Annotated in this window: 16 protein-coding genes, 1 tRNA gene and 1 pseudogene; 8 read left to right on the top strand and 10 right to left on the bottom strand. The window is 60.8% G+C overall.

Features of this window, described 5'->3' with window-relative positions; genetic code table 11:
• The first annotated feature begins 66 nt into the window (after positions 1 to 66).
• Positions 67 to 993, top strand: coding sequence for a LysR family transcriptional regulator (locus PWG15_RS06770; RefSeq protein WP_275023665.1), 927 nt, complete (start codon positions 67 to 69; stop codon positions 991 to 993).
• A 497-nt stretch (positions 994 to 1,490) separates the two neighbouring features.
• Positions 1,491 to 1,727: a hypothetical protein gene (locus PWG15_RS06765; RefSeq protein WP_275023664.1), complete on the top strand. Its 237-nt coding sequence runs from the start codon at positions 1,491 to 1,493 to the stop codon at positions 1,725 to 1,727.
• A gap of 119 nt (positions 1,728 to 1,846) precedes the next feature.
• On the opposite strand, the gene PWG15_RS06760 is transcribed toward PWG15_RS06765, so the two are convergent.
• Both PWG15_RS06760 and PWG15_RS06755 read right to left on the bottom strand, forming a co-directional pair.
• Entirely contained in the window at positions 1,847 to 2,206 is a 360-nt protein-coding gene (locus tag PWG15_RS06760) for a helix-turn-helix domain-containing protein (RefSeq protein ID WP_275023663.1), read from the bottom strand.
• Positions 2,203 to 3,078: a S1C family serine protease gene (locus tag PWG15_RS06755; RefSeq protein WP_275023662.1), complete on the bottom strand. Its 876-nt coding sequence runs from the start codon at positions 3,076 to 3,078 to the stop codon at positions 2,203 to 2,205. Before PWG15_RS06755 ends, PWG15_RS06760 begins: the two co-directional genes overlap by 4 nt.
• 233 nt (positions 3,079 to 3,311) lie before the next feature.
• On the opposite strand from PWG15_RS06755, the pseudogene PWG15_RS06750 reads away from it, so the two are divergent.
• Positions 3,312 to 3,476, top strand: a pseudogene (locus PWG15_RS06750) (JAB domain-containing protein); the annotation flags it as partial.
• A 269-nt stretch (positions 3,477 to 3,745) separates the two neighbouring features.
• Here PWG15_RS06750 and PWG15_RS06745 read toward each other — a convergent pair.
• Together PWG15_RS06745 and PWG15_RS06740 are read right to left on the bottom strand one after the other, a co-directional pair.
• Entirely contained in the window at positions 3,746 to 4,918 is a 1,173-nt protein-coding gene (locus PWG15_RS06745) for a zinc-binding metallopeptidase family protein (RefSeq protein ID WP_275023661.1), read from the bottom strand.
• A 380-nt stretch (positions 4,919 to 5,298) separates the two neighbouring features.
• A complete protein-coding gene (locus tag PWG15_RS06740; RefSeq protein WP_275023660.1) occupies positions 5,299 to 6,342 on the bottom strand; it encodes a magnesium and cobalt transport protein CorA in 1,044 nt (347 codons plus the stop codon).
• Positions 6,343 to 6,544: 202 nt separating this feature from the next.
• Between PWG15_RS06740 and sthA the strand changes: the two genes are divergently transcribed.
• Positions 6,545 to 7,960 carry a Si-specific NAD(P)(+) transhydrogenase gene (gene sthA, locus PWG15_RS06735; protein ID WP_275023659.1) on the top strand — a complete coding sequence of 472 codons (1,416 nt, stop codon included), beginning with the start codon at positions 6,545 to 6,547 and terminating at the stop codon, positions 7,958 to 7,960.
• A 206-nt stretch (positions 7,961 to 8,166) separates the two neighbouring features.
• Positions 8,167 to 8,970 carry an endonuclease/exonuclease/phosphatase family protein gene (locus tag PWG15_RS06730; RefSeq protein ID WP_275023658.1) on the top strand — a complete coding sequence of 268 codons (804 nt, stop codon included), beginning with the start codon at positions 8,167 to 8,169 and terminating at the stop codon, positions 8,968 to 8,970.
• Between the two features lie 104 nt (positions 8,971 to 9,074).
• On the opposite strand, the gene tig is transcribed toward PWG15_RS06730, so the two are convergent.
• The 4 genes from tig to PWG15_RS06710 form a co-directional block, all read right to left on the bottom strand.
• The gene (gene tig / locus PWG15_RS06725) at positions 9,075 to 10,553 is read right to left on the bottom strand and encodes a trigger factor (RefSeq protein ID WP_275023657.1); all 1,479 of its coding nucleotides are present in this window, start codon (positions 10,551 to 10,553) and stop codon (positions 9,075 to 9,077) included.
• Positions 10,554 to 10,731: 178 nt separating this feature from the next.
• Positions 10,732 to 10,816, bottom strand: a tRNA-Leu gene (locus PWG15_RS06720).
• A 183-nt stretch (positions 10,817 to 10,999) separates the two neighbouring features.
• Positions 11,000 to 11,587, bottom strand: a complete 588-nt coding sequence (locus PWG15_RS06715; RefSeq protein ID WP_275023656.1) for a GDYXXLXY domain-containing protein — start codon at positions 11,585 to 11,587, stop codon at positions 11,000 to 11,002.
• The gene (locus tag PWG15_RS06710) at positions 11,584 to 12,693 is read right to left on the bottom strand and encodes a DUF2157 domain-containing protein (protein WP_275023655.1); all 1,110 of its coding nucleotides are present in this window, start codon (positions 12,691 to 12,693) and stop codon (positions 11,584 to 11,586) included. Before PWG15_RS06710 ends, PWG15_RS06715 begins: the two co-directional genes overlap by 4 nt.
• 939 nt (positions 12,694 to 13,632) lie before the next feature.
• On the opposite strand from PWG15_RS06710, the gene PWG15_RS06705 reads away from it, so the two are divergent.
• From PWG15_RS06705 to trmFO, 3 genes are all read left to right on the top strand, one after another.
• Entirely contained in the window at positions 13,633 to 13,776 is a 144-nt protein-coding gene (locus tag PWG15_RS06705; protein WP_065376908.1) for a DUF1127 domain-containing protein, read from the top strand.
• Positions 13,777 to 14,199: 423 nt separating this feature from the next.
• The gene (locus PWG15_RS36535) at positions 14,200 to 14,343 is read left to right on the top strand and encodes a DUF1127 domain-containing protein (RefSeq protein WP_064816989.1); all 144 of its coding nucleotides are present in this window, start codon (positions 14,200 to 14,202) and stop codon (positions 14,341 to 14,343) included.
• 99 nt (positions 14,344 to 14,442) lie between these two features.
• Positions 14,443 to 15,861: a methylenetetrahydrofolate--tRNA-(uracil(54)-C(5))-methyltransferase (FADH(2)-oxidizing) TrmFO gene (trmFO, locus tag PWG15_RS06695; RefSeq protein ID WP_275023654.1), complete on the top strand. Its 1,419-nt coding sequence runs from the start codon at positions 14,443 to 14,445 to the stop codon at positions 15,859 to 15,861.
• A gap of 83 nt (positions 15,862 to 15,944) precedes the next feature.
• Here trmFO and PWG15_RS06690 read toward each other — a convergent pair whose 3' ends face one another.
• Entirely contained in the window at positions 15,945 to 16,412 is a 468-nt protein-coding gene (locus tag PWG15_RS06690; RefSeq protein WP_275023653.1) for a hypothetical protein, read from the bottom strand.
• 144 nt (positions 16,413 to 16,556) lie between these two features.
• Entirely contained in the window at positions 16,557 to 17,399 is an 843-nt protein-coding gene (locus PWG15_RS06685; RefSeq protein ID WP_275023652.1) for a phytoene/squalene synthase family protein, read from the bottom strand.
• Between the last annotated feature and the right edge of the window lie 20 nt (positions 17,400 to 17,419).

Here is a 17,419-nt window from a genome sequence, read left to right as displayed (position 1 = left end):
GTAGGATCAGCATTTACATCTGACCAGACGATATTAATCGATACAAAGTATCTTCCAGATAGATAGATGATTGAAGCCATTACGCTCGACCAGATGCGCACACTCGTCGCGGCCGCCGAAGAAGGAAGCTTTTCGGGCGCCGCCCGGCGGCTCGGTCGCGCGCAGTCCGTCGTTAGCCAGACGATTTCGGGCCTTGAAGTCCGACTGAAGGTGGCGTTGTTCGACCGCGACGGCCGCTTGCCCGTATTGACCGAGGCCGGAGCTGCGCTGGTAAGCGAGGCGCGTGCCGTGCTGCGTCAAGCAGATCACTTCAAGGCCCGGGCGCGCGATCTCGCCGGCGGTATCGAGCCGGAGCTCTCGATCGCTGTCGATGTGATGTTCCCGATCGACATCTTCACCTCGGCCGTAGCGGAATTCGAGGAGACCTTCCCCGATACGGCTCTGCGGGTCTATGTTGAAAGCCTCGGTGCTGTAATCCAACCGGTCCTCGACAAACATTGCGCCTTTGCCGTGGCCGGATCCGTTGCGCTGTTTCCGCCGGAACTCAGCCTTGAGCGACTGCTGGCTGTCCGTTTGACGCTGGTCGCCTCACCCCGGCACCCTCTGGCGCAAATGCGCGACACATTCTCAGAACAGCTCGCACGGCATGTCCAACTGGTGCTGACGGATCGGTCGAGCCTCTCCGAAGGTAAGGAGTTCGGCGTCATTGCGCCAAAGACGTGGCGGCTTGCCGACCTTGGCGCAAAGCATGCGTTCCTCAAAGCTGGATTTGGCTGGGGCAGCATGCCAACGTGGATGATCGGGGCAGACCTTGCGGCCGGAGATTTGGTGGAACTCGCCGTTGGCACCGAGGTCTGGCCACAGGGAAACCAAATGCCGATGTACGCCGTGCATCGGCAGGATGCGCCGCCCGGTCCTGCGGGGCGCTGGCTGATTGAGCGCTTGCATGATCGCGCGCAGCAATGCCCGGCTCCAGAGACAGGCCTGGCATAGTGTCCGCGCGACAACAGTTTACACCTGCCCGGGCAGTTCTTTCCATCGTCGGCCCTGCGGGTAATGAGGCAACTTAATAGAACCAGAGGTGGCGTTCTCGGCTGGTACCCAGCAGATTGCGCGGGCACCCTTCTCTGAACAGTCGCGCGCCATCGCGCCAACAAATGAGCAAAGATCTCAAGAAAGCGAAAGTGGACCTTGGGGACGAACTAGCCCTGATCCCGGAAATCAAGAAGCTCGCTTAGCCGGGTGGTACCAGAGTCCACCTCATTCCAGATACGCACTCCTAATACAAGTCTCGAAATTGCCCGCTTATGCTCGCAGTATTGGACTGCTGATGAGCGCGTAAACGCATTGCTGCCACCTCGTCTGTCATGCTCCATTCAATGCGGTAGACCGGGAGATTTCAGACGTCTCGTCGAATTCCGGGTACCCGCGACCGGGGCCATTTCGGAATGGGAGAACGAGCAACAATGTCCTCGACGCGGGAGAAATCAATGAACCAGAAACGTAGAATATTGCTCGCGGCGATAATCTCCGCCATAACAACCGCCGCCCCCCTTTCTTCTTCTGCGCAAGAATGTGATGGCGATTACTACGCGGGGATTGGCGCCAACCAACACTACACCGGCGACAAGCGCCAACCCACCAATGCCTATCTTCTTAAGCACAGGAGCAACCAGCAACGGCCTCAAAAGGCTACAGATTCCGCAGGAAACCGAGCGCCGACTTAACTGAGGGCCACTAAGGGGGATTCAGCGAGGTACCTTGCGGATGTTCGCTTCTGTCGAGACGGCGCAATGATCGCCACGCCGACCCACACGCGGATCGAAAATCACCCTACAAAGCGCTTTCACAGATGAATCACGCCGCGCCGCGCGGCGTGGGCGACAGCATCTGTGCGGCCGGTGGCATCAAGCTTGTCGATGACGCGGCCGACATGAAATTTCGCTGTATCGACAGAGATGCCAAGTTTGCGAGCAATCTCTTTATTCGAAAGGCCGTCTGCGAGAAGCGCCACGACTTCGCGTTCGCGGGAAGACAAGCCCACCCCCTCCGTGGCGGCCCGCGCCGTGGAGAGGACCAGCTCGAACTCCTCCCCTTCCGGCGCCAGACGCACCCAATCGACTGACGTCAGCAACTCGCTCAACCGCTCCGCAAGCGCCGGATCGTCGATGCGCACCGCGATCGTAACAGGGCCCGAGTCACTCATTGGCGGGGTCGGTTCGCGATTGTGACCGTCGCCTCGACATCAGCGCCCGCACGCCTGATCCCCAAGGAGACCGATCTGCCAATCGATTGATGGTCGAGGGTCCGTACCAGCGCATTGACCGAAGGAACGGCCTCACCGTTCCAGTGGACGATGATGTCTCCTTGCAGGACCCCACCAATAGCGCCGGGTCCATCGGGGTCAACACTCATGACCATCGCCCCCTGGCCGCCACCGGTGACCGCGACCTGATGGAGCCCGAGGCCGAGATAGCCACGCGGGATTTCGCCATGCGTTATGAGAAGAGCGGCCGCGCCTTCAATTGTTGCAGAGGGGATGACGAGGGTTCGGCCCCGGGGCCCGCGCACGGCCATTCCAAAGACATTGCCCTCCGCGCTGATCGCCAAGCCCCCCTCCGCCCGACGTCGCAATCTCACGTCGAGCTCGATACGTGCATCGATTTTCCCGCCGCGCATCGATCGCCACGCAGGACCAACCGCGATCGCGCTGCCGAATGAAACAAGCGGCGCGCTCTCGGCGGCCGCGGCAACCACGACGAGTGCGCCAGCTCGAGGCACCTCTTGGTCGAGCACAACCGGCGGCGCGTCGGCGCCCTCGACGCGAAGCAGCGCGATGTCAGTCGACGGATCGCGCCCCACCAGACTGGCCGGGTGCTGTGTGCCATCCGAGAATTCGATGAGGATCTGACCTTCGTCGGAAAGAGCTTCATCTGCGGTGATGATGAGCCCTTCGCGCCAGACGAAACCGGTGGCGAGCGAACCGGATGAGGCAATTTCAACAATGCTCGGCGCCACCGCAGCGGCGGCCTCGACGATCTTGGAGGATAATTGAGCGAGGAAGCTAGGTTCGGTCATGGCTGATCTCCTGTAGAGCCTAATGTGTGTCTCTACGGCCGTGATCGCCACTGCCTGATCGGGTAGGCCGACCACGCCCGTGCGGTCGGCCAAATGACTCGGCGGGAGAGAGAGAGTGATCAACGATGAAAAAAGCTGGGGTCGGCCAAATTTTCGATCCCAAGAACCTACCCCAGTCTGATTTCCGCCTGCCTTTTATGTCTCATTTTCAATAAGTTACTTAGAATGCTAGGATTGTCCACAATCATCCCTCAGGCGACCCTACCCCGTCGCGCGCCGATATCGACATGACCAAGCTGATCGTCGAAACGGCGAAACCACTTGGCATCGCCGTGCACGACCACATCATCATCGGCAAGGATGGACACGTCAGCCTGAATGGCCTTCGGCTATTCTGAACGCTCGGGCTCGCGCAGCCGCTCGGGTGGCGCCAACAGAATTTTTTCGCTCGCTGCGAACGTCATGTCTCGTCTGATGCTATGAGTGCATCAGGCGATTGTCTCCCGCCGCGTCGCATGGGCCGTCGCCGTCCACCAGGCTGCAGCCATTACTTTGAGCGCCTGGACGCGAAACTAACCCGGCACCTCAAAAAAGCATGAATGGCATATCCTGTGCAACGTCAGCCGGGAGGAGACACCGGGCAACGCACAACGATGAAGGCCAACAGCTAGAGCGAGCCATCTCCTCCAGACGCCGTCGCCGAGCGGGCGCCCTCAACAACCATATGCACGAACTGCAGCTTGGCCACTGAGGGTTTCGACATCACGAAGGGGTAGAAGTCCGGCTGCCCCATGCTGCGCGCCAGCTCGTTGAGCACCATAGTCATTTCGATCCAGGAGTTTAGCAGCGAAAGAAAACCGTCGGCGCCGGCGTCGTCGGGCGCATACAATGCGTCGCGTTCGAACGGTTGGATGACAGCCTCTATATCCCCAGCGTCAAGCCCAAATCCGAATGCAGTGCCAAGGCTGTCGATCATATGGAGGTAGTGCGCCCAGGTTTCGGCCCAATCTTCCCAGGGATGCACGGAAGCATAGGAGCTGATGTATCGATCAGCCCAGTCTGCAGGTGGGCCGCTTTCATAGTTCGCCTTCAATGCCTGCGCGTAGTCGGCGCGCTCATCACCGAAGAGCATGCGAAAGGGCTCCAGCCAAGAGCCGTGCAGAACGAGCCGATTCCAATAGTAGTGACCGACCTCGTGTCGAAAATGGCCCAGCAACGTTCGATAGGGTTCATGCAGTTCGAGCCGCATCTTCTCCCGCTGAACCGAATCCGCCTCCTCGATGTTGACCGTAATCAAACCATCGGCGTGCCCAGTCAGCACGCGCGGCCCTTTCTCGGGCGAACGCAGGAAATCGAACATCAAGCCGTGTTTCTCGTCCTCGTCGACCTTGGACTTCACCGGCAAACCGAGCGCCAGCAGCTGCGACACCAGCCTTCGCTTCGCCACCTCGATCAGGCCCCAGTGGCGGGCATTGTCCTCGCGATCGAGATTGGGAATTGTCCGGTTCAGCCGGCAGGCGATGCAAAGGGACCTCGGTTCGCTGGCCGCCAGCATCCAGTTGCACTGCGCAGGCGTGTCGCGGTTGCCGCAATACTTCAGCAATGGCCGTTCCTCGCCCGCGACCCACGTGTCGGGCAGTGGGCCGGGCTCGAGTGGCACCAACGCGTCTTCACCAGGCAAATATCCGAGCGGCGCCTGACAGCTGTTGCAAAGGATGTTGCCGAAGAAAATATGGCTGCCGCAGCGGCACAAAAAAGTGCGCGAGTACCGCTTGGCCACGTCGCGGTGCTTCCAGTTCGTGCCGATCAAGTCACCGAGCGTTTCCAAAAGGGTTGCCATCGCGTCCTCCGATTTCGAGAATTGCAATGTCGACCGGTTGTGGCGTCGCTCTACCGGCTGATCACGAAAGGCCTTGTGCCGAGCACGGCGATACGACACGTCAGCTCAGATTGCTGCGCGATGCGAGCGACCATGCCGACGCGGCGCCCCATGAGATGAGGCCCTCACTTGGCGCAAAGCTTACCACATTGCCGAGGAACCCGCATTGTGCGCCATAACGGCTCGTGCTGTCCCGACCACTCGGGCTCACACGGCGGGGCTGCTCGGTACCGCCTCCCGCGATCGCGTCACCAAGAGCAAGGATGGACATCTGACTTGAGGACGGTCGAGCAATTCCGGACTGAGTACCGCGTCACACGTTCCTGGAACGTGCTCCGCGCCTACAACCATTTCGCGCGGCGGAAAAACCGGTAGAGCGTCCCGCACAAGCCGATAATCACCGCAAGAACGACGAAATAGCCGTAGCGAAACTTCAGTTCCGGCATGTCGTCGAAGTTCATGCCGTAAATGCCGGCGATCGCCGTGGGCACGGCGAGGATCGCCGCCCAGGACGCAAGCTTGCGCGAGATTTCCGTCTGTTCGGACTGGCCGACCATCAGGCTCGCCTCGAAGGTGAAGGCCAGAACCTCGCGCAATGCGTCGATATCCTCCTGAACCCGGCGCACGTGATCCGTCACGTCACGAAAGAGCGGCTGCAGTGCCGCATCCATGCCTGGCAGGTCGATGTGTTCGTGCCGTCGGCAGACATCGACCAGCGGCACGACCGCGTTGCGCAGCCTCAGGAGATTGCGCCGGAGCAGATAAAGGCGCTCGATGTCACCCTTGATCAGCCGCTCCCGCAACAGGCGGTCCTCGAGCTCTTCCACCTCCTCGTGAATAGCCTCGATCACGGGCATGTAGTTGTCGACGATGAAATCCAGGATCGAATAGAGGATGTAATTTTCGCCATGGGCAAGAGCCGCCGGTGAGGACTCGCAGCGTTGGCGGACAGCCATGTAGGAAGTCGACGGGCCGTGCCGCACCGAGACGACGTAGCCGCGCCCGACGAACAGATGTGTCTCGCCGAAGGCGATCTCGTCGCCGACCATATGGGCCGTGCGCGCAACGACGAACATCGAATCGCCGTAGATCTCCAGCTTCGGCCTCTGGTGCGCCTTGCAGGCGTCCTCGATAGCCAGATCGTGCAAGTCAAATTCTCGTTGTACCTGATGAAGCAGTTCCGCATCGGGCTCATGCAGTCCAATCCAGATCACCGCGCCCGGCCGCGAGCGCCACATGCCGGCATCTTCAATACGGATATCGCGTACCCTTACGCCGTTCTCATAAACCGCCGCCGCAACGACACCCGGCCGATGCTCCGTTTGCGGTACGACGCCCTCGCCGTCCGACTGCGGCACCGCCCTGTTCGTCAGCTCCAATCCCATCGCCACCCTCCAGGCAAATACGACGCCGATGGGGCCCGGCATGTCGTAACGAAGCCAAGCATACGCACATTCCCTTATATTCTCATCCAGCTGTTTGGGCTATGAAAACCACTTCATCAAACCGTGCCATTGACGGTATAGACGCTTGCAAGCGAGAGTTTTCGCAATGCACAACGATTCCTCCCTTCAAACGGAAATGCCCATGAACCAGTTCGATCTCATCGTCGTCGGAAGCGGGCCCGCCGGCCGTCGCGGCGCCATCCAGGCCGCCAAGCTTGGCAAGAGGGTCCTCGTCATCGAACAGGGAAAGCGCGTCGGCGGCGTGTCGGTGCACACGGGGACAATCCCCTCCAAGACCTTGCGCGAGACGGCGCTCAATCTTTCAGGCTGGCGCGAGCGGGGCTTCTATGGCCGCGCCTATCGCGTCAAACAGGAGATCAGCGCCGACGACCTGAGGCAACGCCTCATCATCACTCTCAATCATGAGGTCGAGGTTCTCGAACACCAGTTTGCCCGCAATCGCGTACAGCAGATGCGCGGCAAGGCAAGTTTCGTCGATCCGACCACGCTCGAGGTCGTCAAGGACGATGGCGAGACCCTGCTCGTTTCAGGAACGAGCATCATGCTTGCCGTCGGCACGAAGCCATTCCGTCCGGATTACATGCCGTTCGACGGCAAGACCGTGCTCGACAGTGACGAACTGCTCGATATCGCATCACTACCACGTTCGCTCGTCGTCATCGGCGCCGGCGTCGTCGGCATCGAATATGCAACGATCTTCAGCGCGCTCGACACGCATGTGACTGTAATCGACCCCAAGACGACGATGCTCGATTTCATCGACAAGGAGATCGTCGAGGATTTCACCTACCAGCTGCGCGACCGCAACATGAAGCTGCACCTCGGGCAGAAGGCCGACAAGGTCGAACGGCTCGACGATGGTAAGGTTCTGCTGACACTCGACAACGGCCGCAGGATCACCACAGACATGGTGCTCTTCGCAGCCGGGCGGATGGGTGCCACCGACACGCTCAACCTGCCTGCGGCGGGGCTGGAAGCGGACAGCCGCGGGCGGCTCAAGGTCAATCCGGAGACGTTCCAGACCTCGGTTCCGAACATCTATGCCGCCGGCGACGTCGTCGGATTCCCGAGCCTTGCCTCGACCTCCATGGAACAGGGCCGCATCGCGGCGCGCGTTGCTATCGGCGCGATCGCCATGGAGCCGCAGAAGTATTTCCCCTACGGCATCTATGCCGTTCCGGAAATCTCTACCTGCGGCCTTTCGGAAGAAGAGGTCAAGGAACGCGGCATCCCCTATGAATGCGGCATTGCCCGCTTCCGCGAAACGTCGCGCGGTCACATCATGGGTCTCGATTCCGGCCTCTTGAAGATGATCTTCTCGATGAAGACACGCCGGCTGCTCGGTGTGCATATCATCGGCGAAGGCGCGACCGAACTGGTCCACATCGGCCAGGCCGTGCTGAACCTCAAGGGCACGGTCGAATACTTCGTCGAGAACACCTTCAACTACCCGACGCTTGCCGAGGCCTACAAGATTGCCGGCCTCGACGCCTGGAACCGCATGGGCGAGATCAAGCAGGAATTGCCAAAAGCGTAAGCCGCAGGCGACATATCCGGGGCGTGTCAAAGACGACGACCGCACTGGACGTGGTCCATCGCACATAGGTGACGAAGGCGTTCCGCTTCGTCACCGTTCGCGGCAATCTGCGCCTGCCCTGCAAGCAGGCGCGCAAAATTGCGTGCATGGCCGCCATGCCAGAGAATCGGGTAGCTTCGCCTCTCCTGATAACGAGACATGAACCCATGCGCATCCTTTCCCTCAATGCCTGGGGCGGCAAGCTCCATTCGCCGTTGATGAGATATCTCGCTGAAGTCGACGCCGATGTGCTGTGCCTGCAGGAGGTCGCCCGCTCACCGACGACCAATGCCGAGTGGCTGACCTATCGCGATGCGGATGTGGAACTGCCGCAACGCGCCAACCTCTTCGACGAGATCGCGGAAGTGCTTCCCGGTCACGATGGCTTCTTCTGCCCGACGGCGCGCGGCACGCTCTTTGAAGGCGACCGGCACGTGGCCTCGGAATTCGGGCTCGCGACCTTCGTCCGCCGCTCCCATTCCATCACCGGTCAGGCGCTCGGCTTCGTGCATGGCAGCTTTTCATCCGGGGGCTGGGGGCCACATCCACGCGCCCGCAATGCACATTGCATCCGTCTGTTCGACCATGATGCCGGCACGGCAATTACTATCGCCCAGATGCACGGCCTGCGGGAGATCGACGGCAAGAACGACACAGCGGCACGGCGCGCACAGGCAGGCGCACTGGTAAGCCTCGTCCGTCAGGTCTGGCCGGGCAACGAACGGCTTATCGTGTGCGGTGATTTCAACGTGCTCCCGGACAGCGTGACCTTTCAGGTACTCGCAGAGCTAGGGCTGACTGACCTCGTCGTGTCCCGTGGGCACACGGATACTCGGACGTCGCACTATCTGAAGAGCGGCCGCTTTGCCGATTACATGCTGGTGAACGGTGGGGTTGAAGTCGCCCGGTTCGATGTCGTCGCGCGGCCGGAAGTCTCCGACCATCGCGCCCTCCTCCTGGACATCGGTTAGGCATCTCGCGACGTCGCTGAGACGGCGACCTCGTCAACGTGCTTCAAACGAAAAAGCCCTGCCGCAAGCGGCAGGGCTTTTCGATTTCTAAGGCTTCGATCCGATTACTCGGCGCTGTCGTCAGCGGCCTTCTTCTTGGCCGGAGCCTTCTTCTTCGGAGCGGCAGCTTCTTCGCCTTCAGCGGCTTCAGCCTTGGCAGCAGCCTTCTTCTTGGCCGGAGCCTTCTTGGCAGCCTTGCCTTCGCCTTCTTCGTCGTCAGCCGTCAGCTCTTCCTTGGAAACCGTCTTGTCGGTTACCGAGATTTCGCCGAGCAGGTGGTCGACGACCTTTTCTTCGAACAGCGGAGCGCGCAGCGAAGCAGCAGCGCCGGGGGTGTTCTTGAAGTAGTCGAGGATCTGCTTTTCCTGGCCCGGGAACTGGCGCAGCTGTTCGAACAGCGAACGCTGCAGTTCGTCGTCGCTCACCTGAACGCCGGCCTTTTCGCCGATTTCCGAGAGAACGAGGCCGAGGCGGACGCGACGCTCAGCGAGCTTGCGGTATTCGGCGCGGGCTTCTTCTTCGGTGGTTTCTTCGTCGGCGAAGGTCTTGCCGGCCTGCTGCAGGTCGGTGTTGATCTGGCGCCAGATGTTTTCGAACTCGGCTTCGACGAGGCGCTCCGGCGTTTCGAACTGGTAGAGTTCGTCGAGCTGGTCGAGGATCTGGCGCTTGACCTTCTGACGGGTCAGGTTGCCGTACTGGCCTTCGATCTGGCCGCGGACGATTTCCTTCAGCTTGTCAGCCGATTCGAGGCCGAGCTTGGTGGCCAGTTCGTCGTTGATTTCGATGTCCTGGGCGCCGGCAACATCCTTGACGGTGATGTCGAAGGTCGCTTCCTTGCCTGCAAGGTTTGCAGCCGGGTATTCAGCCGGGAAGGTGACGGTGATCGTCTTCTCGTCGCCAGCCTTGACGCCGACGAGCTGCTCTTCGAAGCCCGGGATGAAGCGGTTGGAGCCGAGAACCAGCTCAGCGTCTTCGTCCTTGCCGCCGTCGAAGGCAACGCCGTCGACCTTGCCGAGGTAGTCGATCGTGACGCGGTCGCCGTTGGCGGCCTTGCCCTTCTTCGATTCGTAGCTGCGGGCGCTTTCGGCGATCTTCAGGATCTGCTCGTTGACTTCTTCGTCAGCGATCTCGACGACTTCGCGGGTAACCTTGATGCCGCTGACGTCCTTGAGTTCGATTGCCGGGATGATTTCGTAGGCAACGGTGAACTCAAGGTCAGCTTCGGCGTTGAGGATCTTGTCGGCTTCGGCCTCGTCCTCGGTCATCGCGATTTCCGGCTGGGTTGCCGACTTTTCGCCACGGCCCGACAGGATCTCGGTCGGCTTCTCGCGAACGATCTCGTTGACGAGGTCAGCCATGATCGACTTGCCGTAGACCTTCTTCAGATGCGCAACCGGCACCTTGCCCGGACGGAAGCCGTTGATCTTTACACGGTCCTTCACTTCGGCCAGGCGCTCGTTCATACGAGCTTCCATGTCCTTGGCCGGGATAACGACCTTGAGTTCGCGCTTCAGCCCTTGAGCGAGCGTTTCGATAACCTGCATGTTCAAACCTTCATTTCACGTTGACTGTGCTCTTCCCCTTCGAAAGGTCTGGCGAGCACGTGAGCCGATCCATTTGCCGGGAGTGGCTTTACGCAGTTCTGCAACCGTTTTGCAAGCAAAATGGCACTCCAGCCCCCTTCATCCTCGCAGAATCCGGACTTTAGGCGCGATCGCTGTCTGGTGCGGGTAGAGAGACTTGAACTCCCACGCCTTGCGGCACCAGAACCTAAATCTGGCGTGTCTACCAATTTCACCATACCCGCGTTCAGACAATCGCACCGCCTGTTCGTATTCCCGCAAGTCCAACCAGCGGAATACCGCGGATACAATGGGCATGCTGAAAGTTCAGGGCTTTCCCGAGCGCGGCGTCTCTATATCACTCGTTCTCGCGGGATCAAAGGGAAAATGCGGAATTCCACGACGGATCGGAGCGCACCAGCGAAGCCTCAATATAAGGGCTCTTCATAGACCGGGCTTCCGTTGACCGCGATCTCGCGGATCTGCGACCTGCCCTTGCCGTCAACGCGGATGTTGACGGAGAGCGCCTCAGCATTGCGCGCCTCCTCCAATGCGCGCCCCTCGCCCTCCGGCACGTAGAAACGCTCGATGCCGTAGTCGATGGTCAAGGGCAACGGCGGCGACGACGGATAGTAGGTGAACGGCAGCGAGCGAAGCACAACGCTGTCGCCTGTGAGCGGCAGCGGCTGCGCCGAGGCTTCCGTCGCCGTCCAGAAACCGTCGGGCTGCTTCTCCAGCCTGACATAAACCACCATTTCGCCCGATTGTGCAGGAAGGCCGCCTTTGAACAGTTCCGGTTGCAGCCTGGAGATATCGTAGCTCAGAATCACATAGTCGCCTCTGAGCAGATCGCGCGGGTCGACGGGTACGGTCTTCAGAAGAACGTCCCTTCCGCTCCGGAGGATAGAAGCCCTACTCTCGATCATGTAGCCGAGCGCCGCCGTCTGTACGCCGGCGACAAGCAGGGCGGCGAGCAGCGGGTTCAGCCAACGCTTGGTCGATGCACCGCTGCTCATTGCGAAGCCTCCGCCTGACGTGTGCGCGCCATGTGCCCCTCAATCCGAATGACCAGCCAGGCGATGCATGCAACGACCAGGCCCGAGATCAGGAAGAAACCCGATGTCCCAAGCATCGATCCCAGGGTTTCGAAGGCGAGATAAAGAAGCTCGCCCGCAAAGGCGATGTAACCGAGATAGCGCACCGCCCCGTTCTGCGCGCCGGCAAGCGCAATGCCGAGTAGCGCCACCAACAACGTGCCTGCTCCGGTCGCCACCTCCGTCGGTACGCCGACCGCCTCGTATTGAAGTCCGGTGAACCCGAGCAAGGCGAGCGCGAAAGAATAGAATGCGGGTGCCGACCCCGCATCGAGCGCAAGTTGGCGCAGGGGCGAACCCGGCAAGGTCGCAACCAGAAACGCCGCAAGACCGAGGACAGCAAGGCCGACCGCGAAAGAAAGTGACGGATTGTCCAGATACAGCCAACCGAGCCAGGAGAGGACGAGCAGATAGGCCAGATGCCGGGCCCTGCCCGCTTCCGTGAAGCGGACCAGAAGAACGACGATCACAGCCAGAACCGGCACGGACCACAAATGCCAGTCAGATGCCGTGCTGAAACCGCTTTCCGTCAACATGGTACCGAAATAGAACCACGCGAGCCCGCCAGCGACCGTTGCCATTGCCGCAGAACGAAACGCGAGCGCGGAAAGGCAGGCGCCGACGAACCAGAGCAGTGCTGCATCCGCCGCATCGCCCGACAGATGATACATCTGGCCGATGAGCGCGATCCCGCCCCCAAAGGCGGCCGCGCCCAGGACCAGCGCCGCGGCGGCAAATGTCGTCCTGCCACTCTGGATCAGCCAGGCGGCAGCGAAGTGGAACCCCCAGATCAGGGCGACGATGCCTCCGACGCGCGCAAGGCGGGGCAGCTCCTCCCAGTTCGCAGCGACAAGCAACAGGATCGAAGCCGACAGCAGCAGCGCCGCCAGCATCAGCAGGACGCGCCCTGCTCTGAACGTCGACTCGCGTCCGTCGTACTCGGCCAGCATGGCGCGCGCGGCATTTTCCTGCAGCAGCCCCTTGTCGATCCAGTGTTTGAAATCTCGCTCGAGACGCGCGCGATACATCCTGCCCCCAGCCTCAAGAATCCGATGCTTGAATTGATCCGGTTCCGTCACCAACTAATCACGTATCGGCGCGGAAATACAATCGCTCTGTCGCGACTGCGGCCCCACGCCGCCAGGGACTGATGAACGGCTTGCGCAATGCGCATATCTTCCATGCGGATATTGCACTGCACAAATCGATTTAAAGACCCTATATTCAAATCATCAAAGGCGAACGAAGGCAGCAAGCCAGACGGTCGCCAGCGGAAAAGGTCAACCGCCTCAGGATACTGGGAAAGACCCGGGTAAAACCCGACAGAATTCGGGCGAGCGTACTCCTCCTCCCAACGCTCCCCCGATCAGATTGGCAACACTCCTCCTCCCAGTTGCCAATCACTTCAAATGACGCTCGCTGGACCTCCTCCCCCAGCGGGCGTTATTGTTTTTAACCGTCCCCCAGCAAGAAGACCCTCAGCCTTTGCGCAGTTGCACAATATTCGTGCATACTTTTGTCATATCCATTCTCCGCCATGCACTCAGCGCATAGGTGCCATTCTGGATCAGCGCTACCCCTCGGCACGGCCCCATACTATCTTGAACTCATCGATCGGGGCGGCGCACTCCTCCTCCCAGCGCCCCTCGATTTGGATCGGCGACACTCCTCCTCCCGGTTGCCGATCAGAACAAAGCGACGCTCGCTGGATCTCCTCCCCCAGCGAGCGTTGTTTGTTTTTCGGCCCTGAATCCGGGTCGCGGGCCTCACTCATCAAGCCCCGATTAGCGATGCGTTCCGAACGCCATCCAGTATGCGCCCGCCGCGATCAGGCTTGCACGCCCTGCATGGGTGCGATGCAGCATTGTCTCTGTAACTTCTGCTCAAAACGACTATATTCCAGATCATCAGATGACGGCCAGCAAGAGAGATGAGCGCTGGCACACGACCCTAGAAAGGATAGGATCATGAACCTCGCACGTTCTTTCAACAATTGGCGCAAGTATCGTCAGACCTGCAACGAGCTCGGCCGCATGAGCGACCGGGAACTCAGCGACCTCGGCATCGGCCGTGGCGACATCCCGTACGTTGCTCGCCAGGCGATCAAGTAATTCAGGCTGCGCTTCGAGCGCAACCGACCTCCAGTAAAAACGCCCTCCGGTTCATTCCGGAGGGCGTTTTCTTTTGCGTCTTGTTCCGGCGACACCGCGATCCCTTCGCAACTGCGAAGGGCTGACGCGTACCTGGCCGACGACCTTGGAGCGAGCAACCGCGCCATGTTCATGGCGCGCGCTCGCGCCTCGCCTTTGAAAACCAATTAAAGACAGACAGTTAGCACAAAGCAGTTCGCATTTTAACCAAAGGTTAATCGATGCCATCTTTTGAAGCGGTGCCCATCTATGCGGCGATGCACTGCACAAATGCATAGCAGCTGCATTTTCTTTGCACTCCACCTTCTAATTAGACAAGCGTATAAGAACTTCAACGACGCAGACAGATGGCTGTCGCGACAACCTGATTTTGAGGAAAAGACCATGAACCCGATTCGTATCGCAAAAAGCTGGATCAACTACCGCCGCACCGTCAGCGAGCTCGGCAACCTGTCGAACCACGCTCTCAATGACATCGGCATCACCCGCTACGACATCCGCAACATTGCGGCCCGTTCCTTCCGCTAATCGGAACGAACAACCAGACTTCCAAGACGGCGCCTCTAGGGCGCCGTTTTCGTTTATTGGCGTTGGAACCAAGGGCCGAGCCGTGATAGGAAGCCGGCCATGAGCAAAGACACCTCTTCCCACTCCCCCATCCATGTCATCGGCGGCGGACTTGCCGGATCGGAAGCCGCCTGGCAGATCGCTGAGGCCGGCGTGTCGGTCATCCTGCACGAGATGCGCGGCGTGCGCGGCACCGATGCGCACAAGACCGATGGCCTCGCCGAACTCGTCTGTTCCAACTCGTTCCGCTCGGATGACGCGACCAGCAATGCCGTGGGCGTGCTGCATGCGGAAATGCGCCTTGCCGGCTCGCTGATCATGAAGTCGGCCGACGCCAATCAGGTCCCGGCCGGTGGGGCACTTGCCGTCGATCGTGACGGCTTTTCCGACGCCGTCAGCGCAGCGATCGCCGCCCACCCCCTGATTACGGTCGTGCGCGAGGAAATCACCGGTCTGCCGCCGAAGGAATGGGATCTTGCGGTCATCGCGACCGGCCCGTTGACCGCACCCGGCCTTGCCGAGGCGATCCGCACGGAAACCGGCGCCGACGCGCTCGCCTTCTTCGATGCTATCGCCCCGATCGTCTACACCGAAACGATCGACATGGACGTCTGCTGGTTCCAGTCGCGCTACGATAAGATCGGCCCCGGCGGCACCGGCAAAGACTATATCAACTGCCCGATGACCGAGGAGCAGTACAATGCCTTCGTCGACGCGCTGGTAGCCGGTGACAAGACCGGCTTCAAGGAATGGGAAGGCACGCCCTATTTCGACGGCTGCCTGCCGATCGAGGTCATGGCCGAGCGCGGCCGCGAGACGCTGCGCCATGGGCCGATGAAGCCGATGGGCCTCACCAATGCTCATAACCCCACGGTCAAGCCCTACGCGGTCGTGCAACTGCGCCAGGACAATGCGCTCGGCACGCTCTACAACATGGTCGGCTTCCAGACGAAACTGAAATACGGCGCTCAAGCCGAGGTCTTCCGCATGATCCCGGGGTTGGAGAACGCCGAGTTCGCGCGCCTCGGCGGCCTGCACCGCAACACCTACATCAACTCGCCGACGCTGCTCGACGGGACGCTGACTCTGAAGTCGCGCCCGGGCCTGCGCTTCGCCGGACAGATCACCGGCTGCGAAGGTTATGTTGAAAGCGCAAGCATCGGTCTCCTTGCCGGGCGCTTCGCTGCTGCCGAGCGCAAGGGCGAGACTTTGGCAGCACCACCGGCGACCACCGCCTTCGGCGCCCTGCTGAACCACATCACCGGTGGGCATATCGTTTCCGACGACGAGCCGGGCAAGCGTTCGTTCCAGCCGATGAACGTCAACTTCGGCCTGTTCCCGCCGCTCGATCCGGGAGCGATCACCAAGCCGGAGGGCGCCAAGCGGTTCCGCGGCAAGGAAAAGGCCGTTGCCAAAAAGCAGGCAACAGCGTTGCGCGCGCTCGCCGACTGCGCCGCATGGCTCGGCAAGTCCGCCTGACGGCAACAGAAGTTCAGACCGCGAAACGGCCCGCTGGCGCTAACGCCAGCGGGCCGTTTCTTTTGAATGGATCTATGAAACGTCTATTCGCTCGCCTGCACCGTCGCGGACGCTTCCGACTGAGGCTGCGTGAATTCGGATTTCGGATTGAAGCTGCCGAGCAGCCACAGAGAAACCTCGGCCGCCTCGCCGGCGTTTTGAAACTCGAAGGCATTGTCCAGATAGGCAAAATCGGGGAAATGCACGATCAGGCCGCGGCCGGTCTCCGAGCTGTTCACCCGCACCTTTCCAGGCTCGATCACGTGGCAGACATAGTGCGTGCCATGCGATTGGATGAAACCCGCCTTGCCGTCGTGCAGCCTCAGGAAGATCGCCTTCCGATCCGCAGTCGAATGCAGCGCACGGATCGCCTCATCCGGAAAAGCGCGCCCGAACTCCACCATCGCCGAGCCTGCATCGGGATTGTCCCAATCCCGCTCCGCGCGCGCGTTCATCCACATGTAGAATGCGCCGACCAGAACAATGACGGCGATGAGCAATAACCAAAGCATCCGCGGGCGCTCCCCTTCGCTCGGCATGACGCCGATAAACCGCTTCTATAGACCGCGAGGCTTGTGCCAATTTGGCGTCTCGTCGGGCGCGCCGACGCCGAACGGAATTGCAGCCGCTCCCCTGCAGCCGGCTGCCTTGCCGCGCTAGAAGCGACGACGCCGAGCGGCGCGCCACATCCACCATTGCCGCCGCCATTGCGCCGGACGGACCGGCGTCTTCAAGATTCCGGCGCCGGCCGCCTCGGCGCGATCGAAGATCGGCTCAGCCAAAGCAAGCGGCACGAAGGCCGGAAAGTTTAACGGCGAGATCGCTGCCGCCTGCGCCCGCGCCTTGGCCAGATGATCCCGCCCGAATCCCGTGAAGGCCCGGATCGCCCGGCCGATTCCGTCGCTGTCTTCACCAGCGATGAGTGCTTCGCGGTCGAGGCCGGTCGCGCGCAGCAGTTCCGCCGGCAGGTAGACCTGGCCCCGTCTCAGATGCAGCGGCAACAGCATCAGGAGACCGGCGACAGTCTGCGCGACGCCGGCGTGACCGGCGGCTTCTGCCGACCTTGCAGCATTCTGCGGGTCCAGAACCAGTGACGACAACTGAATCAGCGCCGAAGCCGTCTCACCGGCATAGCCCTCGAGCGCCGAGCGGTCTTCCATGGGATCGTCATAGAGATCGAAGATCCGGGCATCGATCATGTTCTGCAACACCGGGACCGGCAGTCTGTGCTCGCGGATACACTGCAGCAGCGCTTCGGCGAGCGGATGCCCCTCGCCGGAGGCGGCGTCGTTGCCGATGAGATCGCGCCACCACTGCATGCGGATTTCTCCTGGGATCGGCTCATGCACGAGATCGCGAATTCGAGCGATCTCCGCGTTGAAGGCATAGAGAGCTGCGAGCGAGCGCTGCTTGTCGGCAGGCGCAAGCAGGCAGGCGAGATAACGGTCGCGATCCGTATCCCTGAGGTCGACCAGGATCTGAGCGGAAATATCTTGCACGTCGTCTTCCCCGAATGCCG

This window comes from Ensifer adhaerens (assembly GCF_028993555.1).
GTDB classification, from domain to species: Bacteria; Pseudomonadota; Alphaproteobacteria; order Rhizobiales; family Rhizobiaceae; genus Ensifer; species Ensifer adhaerens_I.
This window is presented reverse-complemented; position numbering and strand designations above follow the sequence as displayed.

Bases quoted from the DNA above. Each gene is read 5' to 3' on its own strand.
- PWG15_RS06770 (WP_275023665.1), top strand. From the start codon at position 67: ATGATTGAAGCCATTACGCTCGACCAGATGCGCACACTCGTCGCGGCC.
- PWG15_RS06765 (WP_275023664.1), top strand. From the start codon at position 1,491: ATGAACCAGAAACGTAGAATATTGCTCGCGGCGATAATCTCCGCCATA.
- PWG15_RS06760 (WP_275023663.1), bottom strand. From the start codon at position 2,206: ATGAGTGACTCGGGCCCTGTTACGATCGCGGTGCGCATCGACGATCCG.
- PWG15_RS06755 (WP_275023662.1), bottom strand. From the start codon at position 3,078: ATGACCGAACCTAGCTTCCTCGCTCAATTATCCTCCAAGATCGTCGAG.
- PWG15_RS06745 (WP_275023661.1), bottom strand. From the start codon at position 4,918: ATGGCAACCCTTTTGGAAACGCTCGGTGACTTGATCGGCACGAACTGG.
- PWG15_RS06740 (WP_275023660.1), bottom strand. From the start codon at position 6,342: ATGGGATTGGAGCTGACGAACAGGGCGGTGCCGCAGTCGGACGGCGAG.
- sthA (WP_275023659.1), top strand. From the start codon at position 6,545: ATGAACCAGTTCGATCTCATCGTCGTCGGAAGCGGGCCCGCCGGCCGT.
- PWG15_RS06730 (WP_275023658.1), top strand. From the start codon at position 8,167: ATGCGCATCCTTTCCCTCAATGCCTGGGGCGGCAAGCTCCATTCGCCG.
- tig (WP_275023657.1), bottom strand. From the start codon at position 10,553: ATGCAGGTTATCGAAACGCTCGCTCAAGGGCTGAAGCGCGAACTCAAG.
- PWG15_RS06715 (WP_275023656.1), bottom strand. From the start codon at position 11,587: ATGAGCAGCGGTGCATCGACCAAGCGTTGGCTGAACCCGCTGCTCGCC.
- PWG15_RS06710 (WP_275023655.1), bottom strand. From the start codon at position 12,693: ATGTATCGCGCGCGTCTCGAGCGAGATTTCAAACACTGGATCGACAAG.
- PWG15_RS06705 (WP_065376908.1), top strand. From the start codon at position 13,633: ATGAACCTCGCACGTTCTTTCAACAATTGGCGCAAGTATCGTCAGACC.
- PWG15_RS36535 (WP_064816989.1), top strand. From the start codon at position 14,200: ATGAACCCGATTCGTATCGCAAAAAGCTGGATCAACTACCGCCGCACC.
- trmFO (WP_275023654.1), top strand. From the start codon at position 14,443: ATGAGCAAAGACACCTCTTCCCACTCCCCCATCCATGTCATCGGCGGC.
- PWG15_RS06690 (WP_275023653.1), bottom strand. From the start codon at position 16,412: ATGCTTTGGTTATTGCTCATCGCCGTCATTGTTCTGGTCGGCGCATTC.